This window comes from Bacillus sp. EKM420B, assembly GCF_011065565.1.
In the GTDB taxonomy this organism is placed as follows: Bacteria; Bacillota; Bacilli; order Bacillales; family Bacillaceae; genus Bacillus; species Bacillus velezensis.
Map to the genome: position 1 here is coordinate 315,350 of NZ_JAAMNX010000002.1, position 20,008 is coordinate 335,357.

At 44.6% G+C, this 20,008-nt stretch carries 23 protein-coding genes; 15 read left to right on the forward strand and 8 right to left on the reverse strand.

What is annotated here, in order from left to right:
* The first annotated feature begins 52 nt into the window (after positions 1–52).
* From G9F48_RS06530 to G9F48_RS06555, 6 genes are read left to right on the forward strand one after another with little or no spacing between them, the layout of a single operon-like run.
* Positions 53–667: a bacilysin biosynthesis protein BacA gene (locus G9F48_RS06530; RefSeq protein ID WP_003150997.1), complete on the forward strand. Its 615-nt coding sequence runs from the start codon at positions 53–55 to the stop codon at positions 665–667.
* A complete protein-coding gene (locus tag G9F48_RS06535; RefSeq protein ID WP_003151000.1) occupies positions 657–1,367 on the forward strand; it encodes a cupin domain-containing protein in 711 nt (236 codons plus the stop codon). The genes G9F48_RS06530 and G9F48_RS06535 overlap by 11 nt, the downstream gene beginning before the upstream one ends.
* A complete protein-coding gene (gene bacC, locus G9F48_RS06540) occupies positions 1,364–2,125 on the forward strand; it encodes a dihydroanticapsin 7-dehydrogenase (protein WP_165409243.1) in 762 nt (253 codons plus the stop codon). Before G9F48_RS06535 ends, bacC begins: the two co-directional genes overlap by 4 nt.
* A gap of 17 nt (positions 2,126–2,142) precedes the next feature.
* The gene (locus G9F48_RS06545; protein ID WP_165409244.1) at positions 2,143–3,561 is read left to right on the forward strand and encodes an ATP-grasp domain-containing protein; all 1,419 of its coding nucleotides are present in this window, start codon (positions 2,143–2,145) and stop codon (positions 3,559–3,561) included.
* A complete protein-coding gene (locus tag G9F48_RS06550) occupies positions 3,558–4,739 on the forward strand; it encodes an MFS transporter (RefSeq protein ID WP_165409245.1) in 1,182 nt (393 codons plus the stop codon). The genes G9F48_RS06545 and G9F48_RS06550 overlap by 4 nt, the downstream gene beginning before the upstream one ends.
* Before the next feature lie 12 nt (positions 4,740–4,751).
* On the forward strand, positions 4,752–5,951 hold the full coding sequence (locus tag G9F48_RS06555) for a pyridoxal phosphate-dependent aminotransferase (RefSeq protein WP_165409246.1): 1,200 nt from the start codon (positions 4,752–4,754) through the stop codon (positions 5,949–5,951).
* A 16-nt stretch (positions 5,952–5,967) separates the two neighbouring features.
* Here G9F48_RS06555 and G9F48_RS06560 read toward each other — a convergent pair whose 3' ends face one another.
* Positions 5,968–6,747, reverse strand: coding sequence for an SDR family oxidoreductase (locus G9F48_RS06560; RefSeq protein WP_007407669.1), 780 nt, complete (start codon positions 6,745–6,747; stop codon positions 5,968–5,970).
* Between the two features lie 533 nt (positions 6,748–7,280).
* Here G9F48_RS06560 and G9F48_RS06565 point away from each other — a divergent pair.
* Complete coding sequence (locus G9F48_RS06565; RefSeq protein ID WP_165409247.1) at positions 7,281–8,039, forward strand: hypothetical protein; 759 nt, start codon at positions 7,281–7,283, stop codon at positions 8,037–8,039.
* 152 nt (positions 8,040–8,191) lie between these two features.
* A complete protein-coding gene (locus tag G9F48_RS06570) occupies positions 8,192–8,386 on the forward strand; it encodes a response regulator transcription factor (protein ID WP_101562527.1) in 195 nt (64 codons plus the stop codon).
* A 397-nt stretch (positions 8,387–8,783) separates the two neighbouring features.
* On the opposite strand, the gene G9F48_RS06575 is transcribed toward G9F48_RS06570, so the two are convergent.
* Together G9F48_RS06575 and hemQ are read right to left on the reverse strand one after the other, a co-directional pair.
* Positions 8,784–8,981, reverse strand: a complete 198-nt coding sequence (locus G9F48_RS06575) for a helix-turn-helix transcriptional regulator (protein ID WP_101562525.1) — start codon at positions 8,979–8,981, stop codon at positions 8,784–8,786.
* A gap of 142 nt (positions 8,982–9,123) precedes the next feature.
* Positions 9,124–9,888 carry a hydrogen peroxide-dependent heme synthase gene (gene hemQ / locus G9F48_RS06580; RefSeq protein ID WP_003151011.1) on the reverse strand — a complete coding sequence of 255 codons (765 nt, stop codon included), beginning with the start codon at positions 9,886–9,888 and terminating at the stop codon, positions 9,124–9,126.
* A gap of 262 nt (positions 9,889–10,150) precedes the next feature.
* Here hemQ and pta point away from each other — a divergent pair, with 262 nt between their 5' ends.
* Positions 10,151–11,122 carry a phosphate acetyltransferase gene (gene pta / locus G9F48_RS06585; protein ID WP_003151012.1) on the forward strand — a complete coding sequence of 324 codons (972 nt, stop codon included), beginning with the start codon at positions 10,151–10,153 and terminating at the stop codon, positions 11,120–11,122.
* 36 nt (positions 11,123–11,158) lie between these two features.
* On the opposite strand, the gene G9F48_RS06590 is transcribed toward pta, so the two are convergent.
* Complete coding sequence (locus G9F48_RS06590) at positions 11,159–12,136, reverse strand: YeiH family protein (protein WP_015387551.1); 978 nt, start codon at positions 12,134–12,136, stop codon at positions 11,159–11,161.
* A 115-nt stretch (positions 12,137–12,251) separates the two neighbouring features.
* Between G9F48_RS06590 and G9F48_RS06595 the strand changes: the two genes are divergently transcribed.
* The 6 genes from G9F48_RS06595 to G9F48_RS06620 all read left to right on the forward strand — a co-directional run bounded on the left by G9F48_RS06595 (position 12,252) and on the right by G9F48_RS06620 (position 16,957).
* Positions 12,252–13,151, forward strand: coding sequence for a LysR family transcriptional regulator (locus tag G9F48_RS06595; RefSeq protein WP_007407666.1), 900 nt, complete (start codon positions 12,252–12,254; stop codon positions 13,149–13,151).
* Positions 13,152–13,197: 46 nt separating this feature from the next.
* Positions 13,198–14,061 carry a lipoate--protein ligase family protein gene (locus tag G9F48_RS06600; RefSeq protein WP_025853620.1) on the forward strand — a complete coding sequence of 288 codons (864 nt, stop codon included), beginning with the start codon at positions 13,198–13,200 and terminating at the stop codon, positions 14,059–14,061.
* A 151-nt stretch (positions 14,062–14,212) separates the two neighbouring features.
* Complete coding sequence (locus G9F48_RS06605) at positions 14,213–14,392, forward strand: hypothetical protein (protein WP_003151018.1); 180 nt, start codon at positions 14,213–14,215, stop codon at positions 14,390–14,392.
* 48 nt (positions 14,393–14,440) lie between these two features.
* Positions 14,441–15,364, forward strand: a complete 924-nt coding sequence (locus tag G9F48_RS06610) for a DUF6895 family protein (RefSeq protein ID WP_025853619.1) — start codon at positions 14,441–14,443, stop codon at positions 15,362–15,364.
* Positions 15,333–16,130 carry a hypothetical protein gene (locus tag G9F48_RS06615; protein ID WP_165409248.1) on the forward strand — a complete coding sequence of 266 codons (798 nt, stop codon included), beginning with the start codon at positions 15,333–15,335 and terminating at the stop codon, positions 16,128–16,130. The genes G9F48_RS06610 and G9F48_RS06615 overlap by 32 nt, the downstream gene beginning before the upstream one ends.
* Positions 16,121–16,957 (forward strand): hypothetical protein, encoded by an 837-nt coding sequence (locus G9F48_RS06620; protein ID WP_077722999.1) that lies wholly within the window; start codon positions 16,121–16,123, stop codon positions 16,955–16,957. The genes G9F48_RS06615 and G9F48_RS06620 overlap by 10 nt, the downstream gene beginning before the upstream one ends.
* Here the strand turns inward: G9F48_RS06620 and G9F48_RS06625 are convergent.
* From G9F48_RS06625 to G9F48_RS06640, 4 genes are all read right to left on the reverse strand, one after another.
* Complete coding sequence (locus G9F48_RS06625; protein WP_165409249.1) at positions 16,947–17,900, reverse strand: ABC transporter permease; 954 nt, start codon at positions 17,898–17,900, stop codon at positions 16,947–16,949. The genes G9F48_RS06620 and G9F48_RS06625 overlap by 11 nt on opposite strands.
* Positions 17,897–18,817: an ATP-binding cassette domain-containing protein gene (locus tag G9F48_RS06630; protein WP_165409250.1), complete on the reverse strand. Its 921-nt coding sequence runs from the start codon at positions 18,815–18,817 to the stop codon at positions 17,897–17,899. The genes G9F48_RS06625 and G9F48_RS06630 overlap by 4 nt, the downstream gene beginning before the upstream one ends.
* A 97-nt stretch (positions 18,818–18,914) precedes the next feature.
* Positions 18,915–19,469: an HAAS signaling domain-containing protein gene (locus G9F48_RS06635; RefSeq protein ID WP_003151028.1), complete on the reverse strand. Its 555-nt coding sequence runs from the start codon at positions 19,467–19,469 to the stop codon at positions 18,915–18,917.
* Positions 19,470–19,784, reverse strand: a complete 315-nt coding sequence (locus tag G9F48_RS06640; protein ID WP_012118696.1) for a PadR family transcriptional regulator — start codon at positions 19,782–19,784, stop codon at positions 19,470–19,472. It abuts the gene before it with no gap.
* Positions 19,785–20,008 lie beyond the last annotated feature (224 nt).

The window sequence follows — 20,008 nt, forward strand, 5'->3', positions numbered from 1 at the left end:
TGAACGTCTATGGATAATATTTACTTAAAATTTAACAGATTGGTTGGTGCTCATGATTATATTGGATAATAGCATTCAAACAAAAAGCAAGGCTTATTCAATATCTAAACTGATTACGATCAACACGCTCGGTCCTGAAGGGACAAGCAGTGAGTACGCAGCAAAAAACTTCATCACCAATTTTACCCTTCTCCAAGGGGTGAACAGCAAATTATCACTGCATGATACATTTGAATCGTGCATTGAAAAAACGCTTCAAAGTCCGCTGGAATACACAATTGTGCCTCACGCGTATGACGGCATTAAGCACTTCTACATGAGACCGGATCTGCAGCTTCTGCAAATTTTCAGGTGCGACACCCCGATGTACGGCCTGGCTGTCCGGCCCGGTTTTGAATATACGGATGACATGCTTGATAAGACTGTCATCGTATCCCACCCGTCTCCTATCAATTTGATTAAGTATTTTACCCGTAAAGATGTCACGTTTGATCTGGTGAACTCAACGAGCGCAGCCGCGAAAAGAGTGAAGGACGGTTTGTCCGACATCGCGCTGACAAATGAGCTGGCCAGACAAAAGTACGGCCTTCACTTTGTCAAAACATTTAAAAGCATTCCCATGAGCTGGTCATTATTCGGAAAAGGAGAGATTCATGATGAAAACTGAACAAGATTTGCAGGAACTTTATTTCCCGACGCCTAAATTAATAGAATGGGATAACGGAGTAAGACAATATTCGTCCGTCAGAGGCGATACGGAAGTTCTGCTTTCTTACGTTCCGCCGCATACAAACGTGGAACCGCATCAGCATAAGGAAGTCCAAATCGGCCTTGTCGTTTCCGGCGAGCTGTCCATGACTGTCGGAGATGTCACAAGAAAGATGACAGCGCTGGAATCAGCCTATATCGCGCCTCCTAACGTGCCTCACGGCGCAAGAAACGAGACGGATCAAGAAGTGATCGCCATTGATATTAAACGCCTGAAAGCCGGTGAAACCTATACAAGCCCTGAAGATTATTTTTTGAATATTTTTAAAACAAGAGACTTATTGCCTGGGATGGAAGTCACGTTCTTCGTGGAAGACTGGGTGGAAATCATGCTTGCCAACATTCCGGGCAACGGAGGAGAAATGCCGTTCCATAAACACCGCAATGAACAGATCGGCATCTGCATCGGCGGCGGCTATGATATGACCATTGAAGGCTGCAAAGTGGATATGACATTCGGTACAGCTTATTTCTGCGATCCGAGAGAAGATCACGGCGCCATCAACAGATTTGAAAAAGATTCAAAATCAGTCAATATCTTTTTCCCTCCGCGCTATAACAGAGCAAAAGCGAAAAAATTAGAGGCGAAAGAGTCATGAACCTGACGGATAAAACCGTCCTCATCACAGGGGGCGCATCAGGCATCGGTTATGCCGCGGTTCAGGCGTTTCTGAATCAAGAGGCGAATGTGATCGTCGCGGATATTGATGAGGCGCAGGGAGAAGCGATGATCCGGAAAGAAAACAATGACAGGCTGCATTTTGTCCGGACGGATATTACAGATGAACCGGCATGTCAAAACGCCATCCGGTCAGCGGTTGACAAGTTCGGCGGATTGGATGTGTTAATCAATAACGCCGGCATCGAAATTGTCGCCCCGATTCATGAGATGGAGCTGAGCGATTGGGAGAAGGTGCTCAACGTCAATCTGACGGGCATGTTTCTTATGAGCAAGCACGCGCTCAAGTATATGCTCAAAAGCGGCAAGGGCAATATTATTAACACGTGCTCCGTCGGAGGAGTCGTCGCATGGCCCGACATTCCCGCGTATAACGCCTCTAAAGGCGGCGTACTGCAGCTGACGCGTTCGATGGCCGTCGATTACGCCAAACACAACATCCGCGTCAATTGCGTGTGCCCGGGAATCATTGACACACCTTTGAATGAAAAGTCGTTCCTTGAAAACAACGAAGGCACGCTTGAAGAAATCAAAAAAGAAAAAGCGAAAGTCAATCCGCTGCTGAGACTCGGCAAGCCTGAAGAAATAGCGAACGTCATGCTGTTTCTCGCTTCGGATTTATCAAGCTATATGACCGGAAGCGCGATCACCGCAGACGGTGGATACACCGCACAATAGAGAAGGAGTGTTTACATATGGAGAGAAAAACAGTATTGGTTATCGCTGACCTTGGGGGATGCCCGCCGCATATGTTTTACAAAAGCGCAGCCGAAAAATACAACCTCGTCAGCTTTATTCCGAGACCTTTTGCAATTACAGCCTCTCATGCGGCATTAATTGAAAAATACTCGATTGCGGTCATTAAAGATAAAGACTATTTTAAGAGTCTGGCTGATTTTGAGCATCCCGATTCGATTTACTGGGCTCATGAAGATCATGACAAACCTGAGGAAGAAGTCGTCGAAGAAATCGTCAAGGTGGCTGGCATGTTCGCGGTTGACGCCATTACGACCAACAATGAACTGTTTATTGCTCCGATGGCAAAAGCGTGTGAACGTCTCGGCCTGCGGGGAGCGGGCGTACAGGCCGCTGAAAATGCCAGAGATAAAAACAAAATGAGAGCCGCCTTCAACCGGGCCGGCGTCAAGTCTATCAAAAATAAACGGGTGACGACGCTGGAAGATTTCCGCGCCGCGCTTCAGGAAATCGGAACGCCGCTCATTCTGAAGCCTACATATCTGGCGAGCTCCATCGGCGTGACGCTCATCAAAGAGAGGGAAACGGCAGAAGCCGAATTTAACAGAGTCCATGAATACCTGAAGTCGATTAACGTACCGAAAGCGGTCACGTTTGAAGCGCCTTTTATCGCGGAAGAATTTTTGCAGGGCGAGTATGACGACTGGTACGAAACAAGCGGTTATTCCGACTATATCAGCATAGAAGGCATCATGGCCGACGGGGAATACTTCCCTGTTGCGATTCATGATAAAACACCGCAAATCGGATTCACGGAGACATCGCATATTACGCCGTCCATCCTGGATGATGACGCGAAGCGGAAAATCGTCGAAGCAGCCAAAAAGGCGAATGAAGGACTCGGCCTCGAAAACTGCGCGACACATACAGAAATTAAATTAATGAAAAACCGGGAAGCCGGATTGATTGAATCAGCGGCGCGATTTGCGGGCTGGAACATGATTCCGAATATTAAAAAGGTCTTCGGCGTCGATATGGCGCAGCTGTTATTGGATGTTCTCTGTTTCGGAAAAGAAGCCGATCTGCCGAATGGATTATTGGAGCAGGAGCCGTGCTATGTCGCCGACTGCCACTTGTATCCTCAGCATTTCAAAGAGAACGGCCAGCTGCCTGAGACAGCTGTCGATTTCGTCATTGAAAGCATTGACATTCCCGACGGCGTCTTAAAGGGAGACACCGAACTCGTTTCTTTCTCGGCGGCAGAGGCGGGTACATCCGTGGATCTGCGGCTGTTCGAAGCGTTCAACAGCATTGCGGCGTTTGAGCTGAAAGGAAGCAATTCGGGTGACGTGGCCGAATCAATCAAACAAATTCAGCAGCAGGCGAAGCTGACTGCAAAGTATGCGTTACCGGTATGAAACAGCTGAAACCGAACTCGAAGTATTTGCTTTTCGGGCAGGCGCTTTCGTTTATGGGAGACTATTGCGTTCTCCCGGCCCTGCTCATTTTGTCTACATACTATCACGACTACTGGGTGACGTCCGGCGTCATCGCGGTCCGCAGCATTCCGATGGTGTTTCAGCCGTTTTTAGGCGTGCTCGTGGACAGGCTCGACAGGGTGAAAATCATGCTGTGGACGGATGTGATCAGAGGTGTCATCTTTTTGGGGCTGACATTTCTCCCGAAAGGCGAATATCCGCTGCTTTTTCTGGCGCTGCTGTTTATTTCTTACGGAAGCGGCGTGTTCTTTAACCCGGCACGTCTCGCGGTCATGTCGTCTTTAGAAGCGGATATTAAAAATATCAACACTTTGTTTGCAAAAGCCACGACGATTTCGATTATTGTCGGCGCTGCAGCCGGCGGACTTTTTCTGTTAGGCGGTTCTGTGGAGCTTGCCGTCGCGTTTAACGGGGTGACCTATCTTGTCTCCGCGTTTTTCATCAGCCGCATTAAGCTTCAATACGTGCCGATTCAGTCAGAAAACGTAAGAGAAGCTTTTCAGTCGTTTAAAGAAGGCCTGAAGGAAATCAAAACAAATGCTTTTGTGTTAAACGCCATGTTCACGATGATTACGATGGCGCTTTTGTGGGGTGTCGTCTACAGCTATTTCCCGATTGTCAGCCGCTTTTTAGGCGACGGGGAAATCGGCAATTTCATCCTGACGTTCTGTATCGGCTTCGGCGGCTTTATCGGCGCCGCTCTTGTCAGCAAATGGGGCTTTAACAACAATAAAGGGCTGATTTATTTTACAGTGTTATCGATCGTCTCGCTTGCGCTGTTTTTGTTTACCCCGATTTTCGCCGTGTCAGTCATTGCCGCCATTCTTTTCTTTATCGCAATGGAATACGGTGAAGTGCTGGCAAAGGTCAAAGTTCAGGAGAACGCGGCGAACCAGATTCAGGGCCGGATCTTTTCGGTGGCGGAGGCGTCCATCGGATTGTGCATCGCCGCCGGTTCCATGCTGATCAACATTGTAGACGCGGCAGTCATCATGGCGTTTATCGTCCTTTTGGTCAGCGGGCTGTTTTTGCATACAAAACTGGTCAATAAATCCTTTTCAGAACGGAATAACGAATCAGAGCAAATCCATTTATAAGGAGTCTTTCAGATGGAAATCATACCGTCCGACGTCATCAAGACACTTCCGAAACAGGAATTTTCGCTCGTTTTTCAAAAGGTAAAAGAGATGGAGAAAACAGGAGCCCAGATCATTAATCTCGGGCAGGGGAATCCCGATCTCCCCACTCCGCCGCATATCGTTGAAACATTGCGGGAGGCTGCGCTGAATCCTTCGTATCACGGATACGGCCCGTTCAGAGGCTATCCGTTTCTGAAAGAAGCCATCGCGGAATTTTATGAGAGAGAGTACGGGGTATCGGTCAATCCGGAGACAGAAGTCGCGCTGTTCGGCGGAGGGAAAGCTGGTTTGTACGTTTTGACGCAATGCCTGCTGAACCCCGGCGATATCGCCTTAGTCCCGAATCCCGGCTACCCTGAGTATTTATCGGGAATCACAATGGCCAGAGCGGAGTTGCATGAGATGCCGCTTCATCCTGAAAACGGCTACCTGCCGGATTTTGAGCGGATTGATCCCGCCATCCTGAAAAAAGCCAAGCTGATGTTTTTGAATTACCCGAATAACCCGACGGGCGCGACTGCGGATCAGGCGTTTTATGAAAAAGCGGCAGCGTTTGCAAAAAAACATGACATCCACCTTATTCACGATTTTGCATACGGCGCGTTCGAATTTGATCAGAACCCGGCCAGCTTTCTTCAGGCGAAAGAAGCGAAAACGGTCGGCGCGGAGCTTTATTCATTTTCGAAAACCTTCAATATGGCAGGCTGGAGAATGGCATTTGCCGTGGGGAATGAGAAAATCATTCAGGCGGTCAATGAGTTTCAGGATCACGTCTTCGTCGGCATGTTCGGCGGCCTTCAGCAGGCGGCAGCGGCGGCGCTGTCAGGAAATCCTGAGCATACGGAGCGTCTGAAGCGCACATATAAAGAACGGATTGATTTTTTCACGGCGTTATGTGAAAAGGAATTAGGCTGGAGCATTGAAAAACCGAAAGGGACTTTTTATGTCTGGGCTGAAATTCCGAATGAATTCGATTCTTCACACCAGTTTTCGGACTATCTGCTGGAGCATGCCCATGTTGTCGTGACGCCCGGCGAGATTTTCGGCAGCGGCGGAAAGCGTTATGTCAGAATATCAATGGTGGCAAAACAGGGCGATTTAAGGGAATTCGTGCTGCGGATTCAAAAGCTAGGTTTGTCCTTTCCTTCATTACAAGAAACATCCCGCTGAGAGCGGGATGTTTTTATTATATGCTTTTCATGCTGCCGCCGTCGGCTGACACTTGCTGCCCGGTAATATAAGAGGCTTCTTCAGAGGCAAGAAAGGCAGCCAGCGCCGCGGTTTCTTCCGCAGTTCCGACACGCTTCATCGGGACGCCTGAGGCAATCCGTTCTTCCGCTTCCGCTTTAGAAATGCCGTTTTGCTTCATGACATTCTTCACGAATTGGTGATAACGGTCTGTGGCGATAAATCCGGGATTCAGACAGTTGACAGTAATGTGAAAAGGCGCAAGCTGAATGGCGATGTTTTTGCTGGCATTAATTAAAGCGGCGTTCATCATGCTGTTGGTAAACATATTGGCGCCGGGTTCTTTCCATAGGTTTCCGACGATATTAATGATTCTGCCGAATTCGTGCTGTTTCATGATTGCTGCGGCCGTTTTCATAGAGTCGATATAGGCGATCGTTTTATTCGTAAAGGTATTTGTCATATCCTCTATATCACAGTTTTCAAAGGTATCCGGCGAGCCGCCCGGAATGTTGTTGATCAATACATCAAGCCGTCCGCATTGTGATCTGATCTCTTCAAAAATGCCGGCTCTTGTCTTCTGGTCCGACATATCCCCGGCCAGAACGGTGACGCCCGCATCCGGATGTTTGGCGAGGATCTCTTCTTTTACGGATTCGATATTTTCGGGAACTCGTGAATTAATGACGGTATGAAAGCCATTGTCCGCCAGTTTCAGAGCGATCGCTTTGCCGATCCCCTGACTGGCTCCCATAATAAATGCGGTTCGTTTTGACAACTGTCTGCACCCCTTTACCAAAATGGAATCTCCTTTACATCGTAAAAAAAAATGATAAAAATAGCAAATTTTATTTAAATTCTGACAAAGAAAAAACCCGCCGGACAGGCGGGGGAGTGTTACACGTGTTGAGGAGTTTAGAAATCTATCGATAAGTCATATCAAGGGAATTGCAGTTAATCAACAAGATCAGAAAAATGCTATTATTTTTAAAAAAATAAGCGAACTTAACCTTAGTTAAAACTAAAATTTCATTAATCAGTATAGAATATTATTTTGAAATGAAGTGTAAAATCGCAATATTTCTCATTTTGTTAACGGCTAATTTTGGTAGATATTTTCCGTATGGTTGTGGTTGTTTTGGTAATGGAAATGCAGAAACTATTGGTTATTCAACGATTTTCAAAGAGGTTTTGTTTTTCATTCCAAGTTCTTTGTACTTAATCTTAAGGAAATATTGAATATATAAATATTTTCGGTTAACCGCAATTTTTTTATATTATAATTACAAAAAAAGGAAGAGGAGAGATCGTATGATTAAAAAAATTTGGGATTCAAAGCACTACCTACTGTTGACTTTATCAATTTTATTGGCAATTTCGTGTATACTACCTAATTTTGCATCAGCGGGTTATGAGCCAGGAGATGAAAAATTAAGTAGAGCATCCAAATCTGAAACATTAAAAATTGATGACCGGATTAAAGATTGGGGAAAAAAAGATGAAAAACTGGCGTTGATGAAGAAGTACAGCAAAAACATAGAGTTTGATAACAGTAAAAGACATATGATGAAAGTTGAGAATTATGGAACTAAAACGCTTTATTATGCTTATTATCCCTTAAAAGGAGAAAACGTCGAAAAAGATAGCAATTTTATCGTTATACTAAATGAAAATGGTAAAATTATAGAAGACTACTCTTTATTTGGTGTAAGAGAGAAATCAGGGAAAGTTGCTTCAAAGGTGATTAAGAATAAAAAACTCATTTATAATGCTGAAATTAATAAATCTGGAGAAGTTGAATCAGGTTTTGTTATTAAAGACAATGGTGAAAAAGTTGATTTAACAAAAAGCATGTCTTCTCAGGGGTTTAAGCAATGGTGGAACTGCTTTAATTCTTGTTTATCGGGACAAGGAGTTGCTTCGTGGGCAATTGCTGCATTAGCCACACTATGTGGCGTTGCTTGTGCTAGCACTGCTGGTGCTGGTTGCTATGCTTGTCTGTTGGCAGCTGATGTTGCAACTGGTTCTGTAATAGGAGTTTGTTATGGACGATGTAAAAGTAAATTCTAAATTTGTAAAATTAGCAGGGCAATCCCCTGCTAATTTTTTATAAAAATCAAGTGAATATTGGGCTCAGTAAATCGTTTTTTAATTATAAATATAAGGAGCCTAATGTATGCTAGCATGGTTCCAAAGATTTTGTTTTAAAGGGGTTTTCTAAGGTGTACAATATAACGAAAACAGAGAGTGAAATCATTGATCTAATAGCTAAAGAAAAATCGAATATAGAAATAGCTGAACAATTAGGTTATTCTCAAAGAGCTATCGAGTATCATATAGCAAAAATACGTAAAAAGTTAAATGTACGGTCTCGAGTTGGAATTATAGTGAAAGCTTTCAAAAAAGAATTAATTTAACTAACTTTCAGTATTAATTGTTAGTATTTCTTGTTTAGAATGAGGATCGATATAAATGCTGTACTTATAACTAACGAGGAAAATAAAAGTAAAATCTGCTCTTTGTCTAGGTTGATTAAATCAAAATAAAATATTGTCAAGAAAATGAAAAGATAGATTAAGGTTAGTATAAAAGTATAAGCTAAGCTCTTCTGTACTATAAATTTTCCTCGTTCATCTCTTTTTAATGGTAATGATGGGGAGGTAGCCCATAGAACAAAGCTTATTATGGAAAGAGTTAAGATGGGAAAAGTTATTGAAGGTAATTTTGTTTGCGTAAATATTGATAGTGCTATAAAAGCTCCCGAGACGATAATGAAAAAAACAAAAGATATTAAAAAAAAGTTCTTCTTCATTTTTATTCCTCCTCTAACAAAAATATATTCTCTACACTTTCCCTGAAAATCTTTGCTATTTTCAAAGCTAAGGGCAGGGAGGGATTATATTTCCCATTCTCAATTGAAATGATGGTTTGTCTGGATACTTTTAGTTTCAAGGCTAACGTTTCCTGTGAATAAGAATGCCTCTGTCTAATTTCTTTTAACCGATTTTTCACTCATATTTCACCTCATTTCAATACACAATTCTCCGATAAGTAAAGTTAACTTTACGTTAAGTACACTTTACGTTTAATTCAATATTTTGTCAATGGTTTTTTGAAAAAAGCCTGATTTTAAAAATCAGGCTTTAACAACTTATTACACGTGCAAAAACTTCGGAAGCGTGTCGAGAGACAAGCGGTTTCCGACAAAAAATGAACCGAATTCGCCGTAGCGCGCGCTGACTTCATCAAAGCGCATTTCATAAACAAGCTTTTTGAACTGAAGCACATCATCGCTGAAGAGCGTGACGCCCCATTCGTAATCGTCAAAACCGACAGATCCCGTGATAATCTGTTTGACTTTGCCGGCATAGCTCCGTCCGATCAAGCCGTGGCTTCTCATCAGGTTTCTGCGTTCATCCATAGAAAGCATGTACCAGTTGTCATTGCCGCTTCTTCTTTTATCCATCGGATAGAAGCAGACGTATTTCGCTTCGGGCAGCTCAGGATACAGGCGGGCGCGGACATGCGGATTTTCATACGGATCGCCTTCTCCGCTTGCCAGGTAGTTGCTCAGCTCAACCACGGACACGTAAGAATAAGCCGGGATTGTAAATTCAGCAAGCTTTGATTTGTTAAATTCAAGCTCGATTTCGTTCAGCTCTTCCATTGTCGGGCGAAGAATCATCAGCATGAAATCAGCTTTCTGTCCGACGATGCTGTAGATGGTTTGCGAGCCTTTGCCTTCTTTTTGGGCGACGCCCCATTTTTCAAGCAGTCCCGTAAATTCGTGAATAATCGACAGACGCTCATCGCTGGATAACATCTTCCATGACGTCCAGTCCATTGTGCGGAAATCGTGAAGCGCGTACCAGCCGTCAAGCGTTTGGGCGGCTTCGTTCGTTTTTTGCTGCTCACTCATGTATCTTCACTCCTATATCTTTTCATTACATTGATGCCTTCACTATATCACAGTTTAACCGTTTCGGCTGTGGAGAAACCTTGAATAATCCGAAGCCTTGTGTCAGAAACTAAGCCGTGAAACAAACCGTCAATTAAATTAGTTAGAAAAATAAGATTTCTTTTTGAAAGCGCTATAATAGAAGTTGGTTATTTGAATTTAGCTGGAAGAAGAGTATGCTGTAAAAGTAAGCGTTTTTTGTCAACATAGAGGAGGGAATATCGTGGCAGATTTATTTACAAAAGTACAAGAAAAAGTCGCAGGAAAAGATGTGAAAATCGTATTTCCTGAAGGGTTGGACGAACGTATCCTGGTTGCGGTCAACAACTTGGCGGGCAACAAGGTATTAAAGCCGATCGTGGTCGGCAATAAAGAAGACATTCAAGCAAAAGCGAAAGAATTAAATCTTACGCTTGACGGCGTGGACATTTTTGACCCGCATACATATGAAGGCATGGAAGAACTCGTTCAGGCTTTCGTAGAACGCCGCAAAGGCAAAGCGACGGAAGAACAGGCCCGCAAAGCTTTGCTGGACGAAAACTATTTCGGCACGATGCTTGTGTACAAAGGTCTCGCAGACGGACTTGTCAGCGGAGCTGCACATTCTACAGCCGATACGGTGCGCCCTGCACTGCAAATCATTAAAACAAAAGAAGGCGTGAAAAAAACATCAGGCGTCTTCATCATGGCCCGCGGTGACGAGCAGTATGTGTTCGCTGATTGTGCGATCAACATTGCTCCTGACAGCCAGGACCTTGCCGAAATCGCCATTGAAAGCGCCAATACGGCTCAAATGTTTGACATTGACCCGCGCGTTGCCATGCTCAGTTTCTCTACAAAAGGATCGGCGAAATCAGACGAGACGGACAAAGTGGCTGAAGCCGTGAAAATTGCGAAGGAAAAAGCGCCTGAGCTTACGCTTGACGGCGAATTCCAATTCGACGCTGCATTTGTGCCGTCTGTCGCGGAGAAAAAAGCGCCGGACTCCGACATTAAAGGAGACGCGAATGTATTTGTATTCCCAAGCCTTGAAGCAGGAAACATCGGCTACAAAATCGCTCAGCGCTTAGGCGGCTTTGAAGCGGTCGGACCGATTCTGCAAGGATTGAATATGCCTGTAAACGATCTTTCCAGAGGATGTAATGCGGAAGACGTCTACAATCTTGCGTTAATTACGGCTGCTCAAGCGCTGTAATCCGCAAAAGCCGGCCTTTACGAGGTCCGGCTTTTTTTATAGAAAGAACGTGACTGCGGCCCAGCCGAACAGGGACAAACAGAGAGAACCGATCAAGCCTGCTGCGAGCGCCCGCCAGCCGCTATGACGAAACGCCGATATATGGACTTTCAAACCGAGACCCGCCATCGCCATGCCGATTAAAACATAAGACACTTGAACAAGAAACGCGGAAAACGAAGCTGAAATAACGCCTGATGTATGGATGGCGCTCATTCCGAGAAATCCGAAGATAAACCAAGGGATGGGGAGCGAAGCGGCAGAAGCCGTCTTTGACTTTCCGCTGCGGCGCGCCCGCATTCCGAGCATGAATGCGGCCGGGACGAGCAGCGCGACCCGGGTCAGTTTGACGATCACCGCCATCTCGACGGCTGCTTTTCCTCCGGCGCTGCCGGCCGCCGCCGCATGCGCCACTTCGTGAAGCGTTGCCCCGCAAAAGGCCCCGTAAGCCGCAGGAGAAAACCCCAATCCATGATAAGCAAGAGAATATACAACAGTAAAAACGGTTCCTAATAACGAAACGGCGGCCGCGCTGATGGCGGCTGCATTTTCATTTGATCTGATCTGCGGCGCGATCGCGGCAATGGCAGCCGCCCCGCAGATCGCTGTGCCGCAGGCTGTCAGCGTGCTGAGTGTCTGATCTATACGGAACAGCCGGGACAGTCCGTATACAACGGCACCCGCAAACATCATACAGCAGACGGCAATTGCAAATACGTGCCAGCCCGCATGATAGATATCCGCCAGATTCAGTCTCATGCCAAGCAGGATGATGCCTGCTTTCAGCAAGTATTTGCTTGAGAACGCGATCCCCGGCTCTAATGCCGCCCGCTGTCCGAATACGGCGCGCCAGAGCATGCCGATCAGCATGGCAAGGACAAGCATTCCGAGCATATGCAAAAACGGCAGGCGGCTGACATAGAAAGCCGCAAACGCAATTCCTGCGGTAACTGAAATACCCTTTATCATCTTCATCTCAGTCACTTCCCATTATCTTGATAACTCCACTTTACTGCGGTCTTAATCATTAGTAAAATATATTTATATGATCTAAACGATTAGGAAAAATAATGATTAGGGGCGATGCTTTTTGTATTATGGGGAACTGAAAACATTCATTGCCGTCGTGGAAGAAAAAAACTTTACAAAGGCGGCGCAGAAGCTGATGATTTCTCAGCCAAGCGTCAGCCTTCACATTAAAAACCTGGAGAAAGAATTTCAAACTGCTTTGCTGAACCGCTCTCCGAAGCACTTTACGACGACGCCGACGGGGGACATTCTCTATCAGCGCGCCAAGCAGATGGTCTTTTTGTACGAACAGGCGAAATCCGAAATTTACGCCCACCATCATTATGTCAAAGGGAAGCTCAAAATCGCCGCGAGCTTTACCATCGGCGAATATATTCTGCCGCCGCTTCTCGCCAAGCTTCATAACGAGTATCCCGAACTGAACCTGGACGTCATGATCGGAAACACGGAGGAGGTCAGCGAAGCGGTTCGGATGCTTCAAGCCGATATCGGATTAATTGAAGGGCATACGGGGAAAAACGAGCTCGACATTCAGCCGTTTATGGAGGATGAATTGTGCATTGCCGCACCGAACGGACACCCGCTCGCCGGCAGAAAAAACATCCCGGCTGCCGAATTGCAAAATCAAGCGTGGGTGACAAGGGAGAAGGGTTCGGGAACGAGGGAATATTTAGACCACGTCCTTCAATCAAACGGACTGCGGCCGAAATCCATGATGACGATCAGCAGCAACCAGGGCGTCAAGGAAGCCGTGATCAGCGGAATGGGTCTTTCCGTTCTGTCAAAAAGCGTGCTGCAAAAGGATCTGCTTCACGGCAGCATTTCCGTGCTTGAGATAAAAGGATTCTCCTTAAAACGGAAACTGTCTATCATCCAATCTTCCATTATGGAGAACACAAAAAACAAAGAAATCTTCATCGCTCTTTTGAAAAGCCAATTTCAATCATCTCAAGCGGAGTGATATAATAAATGCATGGAAAGCCTATGACGAAAGGGATTTAATATAGATGGGAAAGCAACCGATTGATTTACTGATGCAGCCGAGCTGGAGAATCATTGACCAATCCAGCCTCGGCCCTTATTTTGATGCGAAGCAGTCATTCGCAATGGATGATACGCTGTGCGCCTCCGTAGGCAAAGGGGAATCGCCTGCGACGGCACGCTCTTGGGTGCACCACCGGACGATCGTGCTCGGTATTCAGGACACACGCCTGCCGTTTTTAGAGGACGGCGTGAAATTGCTGGAGGACGAAGGCTACCGTGTCATTGTCCGCAATTCAGGAGGCCTAGCGGTCGTTCTCGATGAAGGCGTATTGAATATCTCGCTTATTTTTGAAGATGAGAAAAAAGGCATCGACATTGACAGAGGCTACGAGGCGATGACAGAGCTGGTGCGGCGGATGCTGCGTCCGCACAATGCCGAAATTGAAGCATATGAAATTAAAGGATCGTACTGTCCGGGCAGCTATGATCTCAGCATCGGCGGCCGAAAATTCGCGGGAATCTCACAAAGACGCCTGCGGGGCGGAACCGCGGTTCAGATTTACCTCTGCGCCGATAAAAGCGGAAGCGAACGCGCCGATCTGATCAGACGTTTCTATCAAGCCGCTTTAAAAGACAAAAGCAACGATACAAAAGGCGTATATCCCGATATCCGGCCCGAAACGATGGCTTCATTAAGCGAATTGCTGCAAACAGACATTACCGTGCAGGACTTAATGCTGGCGCTTTTGACTGAACTGAAGGAACTCAGCGGACGCCTGTATGCAGCCGGATTATCGCCGGAAGAGGAAATGGTATTTGAAAAAAATCTGACCCGAATGCTGGAACGGAATGAGAAGGTGTTCGGCACGCAGGAAAGCTTGGACTGAGTCCGGGCTTTTTTGTTTTTGGTAATTATATACTATTTAGTTATAGTGAAAAAGAATCGTTATATCAAAACTAGTTTACATTATATACCTTATTTGATTAATATATTTATGTAGGTTCCAAATAATTCTATAAACTGAAGGAGATGGAGATATGAACTTTAAAAAAATAAAAGAAGAAAAAAGAATCACGATCCCGACACATTTGTTAGCCGGAGATGCGGAACAATCAGGCAATTCTTTCGCTTGGAGCGGCTGGGTGCTTGTAGTGCCGAGCCAAGAAGACAATCAAAACCCGAATTTGAATTTCTCTGATTTAGCCGCTCAAAAGTAAGATAATCACTGTTTGGAGCCTACGCATCTGAGACGAGGCGGTGAGAGTGTGACACAAGAGTATATAAGAGAAATTAAGCGGGGAGCACTATCGTGGATTGTTGAAAATATCCATTATTTTGATATGAATCATAAAGTAGCGAATGATTTCAGATGGCGTCTTAAAACATTTATAGAACTCATTTTTCTTACCAATTACCTGATCAGAAATCAGGCAGATGATAAGGAGGTTGCTGTTTTAACGGAGTTTATTACAGAAAGGCTCCGTAATGATCAGCTTGAAGAATTTATTCATTTTGATCCGGACGGTCTCGCCGGATTGGCTATTGCGGGTGAATTTCTTACCTTGACTGATCATCCGTCACAGGCTTCGGTGATATGGGAGCTGGAAAAATTCACTGCAGCGCGTTTTGATTGCAGCCTTGCTAAAATTCCCTTTCGGAAAATGGATCTGAAGTACAGTCTGCAAAGAGCGGGCGTAACCTCGGAAATAACGGATTTTTCTGACTTATATCACTATACAGCAGCTGGTCAGGATATCCCAAATACATATATGACGGATCATGATGCATACAGCATCACTCATACGATTTTTTATATAACAGACATGGGATGTTCTTCGCTTACGGATAAAGAATATCATCTGCCGTCCTTAAAAGAAAAGGTCCTGAAATTTCTCGGGATCTATATCTGTCTTGAGAATTTAGATATTACCAGTGAATTATTGATGTGCAGCTCTTTTTTACATATCGACATGGATAAGGACAACCATAAACCGCTCTATGAAGCAGCCTGGAATAAAATCTATCGGGGCCGAATGAAAGAGGGGAATGTCCCGAGCATCACCTATCAACATAAACCCGGTTTGAAAGGTGAACAGCGAAGAGAAGATGTGTTTAAACATTGCTATCATACAACACTTGTCGCCGCGGGTGCCGCGCATGCCTGTCTTAGAACAGAAAGGAACGATTAACTTGAACAGATTAGCTGAAGAGACGGATCAATTTTTATTATCTTTTGCTGAACAATCGCTACCGGATCAAAAGAGCATTCAGCTGTTTGCCGGCTTCTGCAAATACTACAGAAAGACGAGCCATTCTTCCGCTGTAAAAGAACATACTGAAAGGATTGCCTCCGCTTGCGTTGATAAGTCATGCTGGGAAGATCTGTTTCACTGTAACACGGCCATTGTCAATGAGTTGATTCATATCTATTTAACGGCAAAAGCTTATAAAAAGAAGCAGGGAATGGAAGCGGATGATCAGATCATACGTCACGGATTGCAAAACGGCTATCTTATAAAAAAAGAATGGCCTTATTTTAAATATGCCGAATTCGTCGGTTTACTGAATGAGCTGGGAATGTCAACTGACCATGAAAAAGTGCGCTTTTACAAGAATTCGATGTTTCAGCCTTTGCTCCATGACGCATGGAAAAGATCAGCTGAAAACGAGCTGGAGTTTGTCGAGTACTGCCTTCTTCATTTGAATGAGGGAGAGCACCTGCTTCATCCCGGCTTGAAGGCCTCCATTCAAAAATGGCTTGTGTTTTGTCTCGGCAGCCGAAAAATGAAACAGCTGTGCGATATGTTATTTATCCAATCGTGTATCGATCCATTTTTTTATGGCTGTCAAGCGGCTCTTCATCATATAAATAACGAGAATCCATCCATTCATTGTGCTCCGGCTCTTCTGCCGGCGATTGAGATTCTGAATCTGGAGTGTGGAACATGCGGATAGTCAAGGAACATTTTAATATAAAAAAAACAGAAGAATGGCTGCTGGGTTTTTGGAAGAACATTCAGCTGCAGCCGGAAGAAATGGAAGCAGATGATCTCATGCACCTGTTTTGCGGTTTAGCGGCATGTCATCATTTTGAAAAAAGAAAGGATACAGAAGAAATTATTCTATTCTTAGACCGTTATTTTTGGGAAAAAACGCACGAATGCCATCCGGTCCTGTTCGCGTATGCGTATCATGTGTACCGCAGGATGGATGCCGCAAAAAGCATCTTTTTTCATAACGGACTTGAACAAATGGTCCGCGGTTTACAAGAGGAACTGAAATCAGAGCCTTCCTCTATGATCCTCATGGTGTTAGCAGCTTATTTTGGGGCGGTGACCCCGGAAGAACTGATCGTTTTCTTAGAAACCGCAATGAAACGTGAGGCCGATTTGCTCATGGCACCGGGCGGCATCCAGAAAGAACAGGCGGATGCTCTTTATGCCGTCTCTTATTTGCAAATGAAAGAATTACAGCCTTTTCTCACAAAATGGTATAAAACATCAGACTTTGCTTTTTCAGGTTTAATGTTAGCCGAGTGCAGAAAGTATCACATTGACGCCGTTGCAAAATACACAGCCATTATGAAATTTCTCCGATTCGATGAGGCGCTTTTTATACGGGAAGGGCGGGAATTTCTACGCTTTCAGCAGCGAAGCAGCGGGAGCTTCGGTTATTTGAATCCATTAGCGATGGACCAAGGGGCGGTCAGCGGCAAATTGCTGGACCGTCAGTATTTCCTGCCGTCCGCTCATTATGCCGCCGCCTCTCTGTCTATGCTGTAATGTCTCTCTTTTGAAAGACGGAAAAAGAAATCAATAAACAAATAAGAAAGTAGATCGCTATAACTGTCACGGAATAGGGGATGTTTAACGTTGAAATCGCATCACCCGCATTTTTATTTACATAAGCAACGAGATTTAAATGCGGAAAGAGCGTAAATTTATACCACGTAAATTGGGCAAGCAAATCAGTTCCGCCCAATATACTGCCGGCAAACAGCAGTAAAATGGATAAGCAAAGGGAGAGCGCCTGGCTTTTGCACAATACTGACAAAGTGAACGCAATGGTGACAATACTTATAATTGATATGAAACGCAAAAGCAGAATGATTCCGGACGCTTTGATTGAACTGATGGTATACAGACTGTCATTTAAATGAGTAAAGACGAGCGGATATGAAGCATTGGAAAAACCGAATAACACGCCGCCGATCAGCAAACAGCTCACACAGTAAAATAAGTAAATCATACCGGTAAACAGAAGAGAGGCCAGAAATTTCGATGTTAAAATCCGCCATCTTCGGTTCGGGCTTGTAGCGATAAACTTAATCGTCCCAAGGGCAAATTCTTTAGAAACAACCCCGCTGACGGTTAAAATCGCGGTCAAGCTTACGAAAATCTCAAGCCCGTTTGAAGTAACCGTGCCGAAAAACCTCCAGCCGTTCCATTCATAGGGGTTGATGTCATGCTCCAAATAATAGTCTTTATTCTTAACATCAGCAGAATAATAAACGCCTGCCGTTTCAGCCGGTTTATTAATTTCTTCCTGTTTTTTTTCGGCGAGAAGCCGTTCTTTCCAATTGTTATCCGAGGAAGCATCTAACTCATGATTCATAATAAGGCCGGCCAGCAAAACGATGAGAAACAGGAAAAAAAGAGATAAAAGTGTGCCTTTTTTTCGGGTTATTTTTATGAATTCGTTCTGCGCCAGATGAAATATGCTCATACCGCGTCCTCCTGATCTGTAATCATCATGTATTTCTCTTCCAATGACAAAGTCCTTGCAGAAACGCGGGAAATCAGAATCTCTTTCTCTGCCAAAGTTTTAATGATATACGGGATGGTATCTTCCTCCGCTTCCAATTCAATGATGCGGCTGTCTTTTTGCTGTACTTGAAGAATACCGTCCTGCTCTAATATTTCTTTCGCCCTTGCCGGATGATCGACCGTGACGGTAAACAGCTTTTTCTGACCAAGGTCATTTCTGCTCTTCATGTCTTCAATTCCTAAAATCCGTCCCTTTTTAATGTAGGCAACCCTGTCGCAAATCTCCTCCATTTCCGACAATAAATGGCTTGATAATAAAATGGAAACCCCTTGCTTCGCTAAATCGGAAAGAATGGTGCGCAATTCTTTCATACCTTTAGGATCGAGACCGTTCATCGGTTCATCCAGAATTAATAACCCGGGATTGTGAAGAAGAGAATAAGCGAGCCCCAAGCGCTGTTTCATGCCTAATGAGAAATGTTTCACTTTTTTGCGGGCAGCCTGCTCCAGTCCGACTTTTGCAAGGGTATTCATAAGGTCATCCGTTCGCAGCGAGGTGCTGCGCAGTTTAGTAAAATAATTTAGGTTTTGCAAAGCGGTCATGTTCGGATACATATCCGGGCCTTCAATGATAACCCCGATATGTCTCATAAAATATTCAAAGTCGCTGTCCGGTCTGCCACTGAATGAAATGGCTCCTTCTGTTTTTTTAATAAGCTGTACGATCATTCTGAAAATAGTGGTTTTACCTGAGCCGTTAGGCCCTAAAAGGCCGAATATCTCACCTTTTCTCACATCGAATGAAATTGACTGTACAATAGGGGTATGATTGATGGTTTTAGAGACATCTTTTAATATCAGGGCTGGTTCACTCATGCTACGTGCACACCTTCCTTATGATTTAGGATAAAAGCCGTCAAAACCGAAGAACATGCTTCCGATCAGGCCGGCAGCAATTAAAATGAGAGCAATGCTATACCACATTTTTCGATTCAATGGTTTCCCTCCTTACAATGCTGACATTCCATTTGAAATAGCGCAAAAAGATGCGGAATATCAGTTTCGAAAGATCAAATCCGGCCATAAACACCGCCATACCCGCTCCGAGGACCATACATCCGTTAAAAATGGCTGTTACAATCGGCACTTTTACGAGGAGAAAGAATGATCCGGTCATCAGCATCAGGCCGATTGCCATCAAACTTAACACCGCAACAGAGGCAAAAAGAAACGGTGTCAGCATAAACATGAAGTTGAACATGCCCATACCCAGCATCAGGCCGAATGCTTTGAAAAAGGAGCGCCATGTTTTCTGCTCCTCGGCATCACTGATGAAAATATCCGCTTTTAAGGCGCGCGCAAGTGTTTTGGGGTTTCCTAAATTGCCGGCGATTTGTTCATCGCTTTTTCCTTCAGCGCCGCCCATTTGGAATATTTCGCCGATATCGGCGAGTATCTCTTTTTGTTCAAGTTCCGGCAGATCTTTTATTTCCCGCCGGAGATGTTTTAAATATTGGTCTTTACACATTCATTTTCCCTCCTTAATGATGCTGTTCACTTTTTCGGACAGGTCAAGCCATTCCGATTTTAATGTGTGATGATAAAAGGCGCCTTCTTCTGTTACTTTGTAATATTTGCGTGACGGGCCTTGATCTGAAGCTGCTGTATACGTTTTTAAATAGTTATTTTTCGTAAGTCTTCGTAATATGGGGTAGATGGTGCCCTCCGATACAGGGAACGTTTCACTTATGATCTTGATTAATTCATAACCATATAAATCTTCATAAAGAAGCAGGGACAACACACAAAGTTCCAATGCTCCTTTTCGTAATTGGCTACTCATTTACTATCATTCCCATCATATCTAATAATTGTATTCTCTATACAGTGTATTGCACAGTAGCTAATCGATCAATAATTCCCAAGAACCATTTGGGATGAGGAATTGAATCTTTATGCTTATGTGCGGGCGGGGACCGAGATGCGCAGCCCTTGCGGGAAGAAGGCCTCCTGAACAATGTTTACATTAATATAGATCAGGATGCGCGTCATTGACAAATGGCAAAA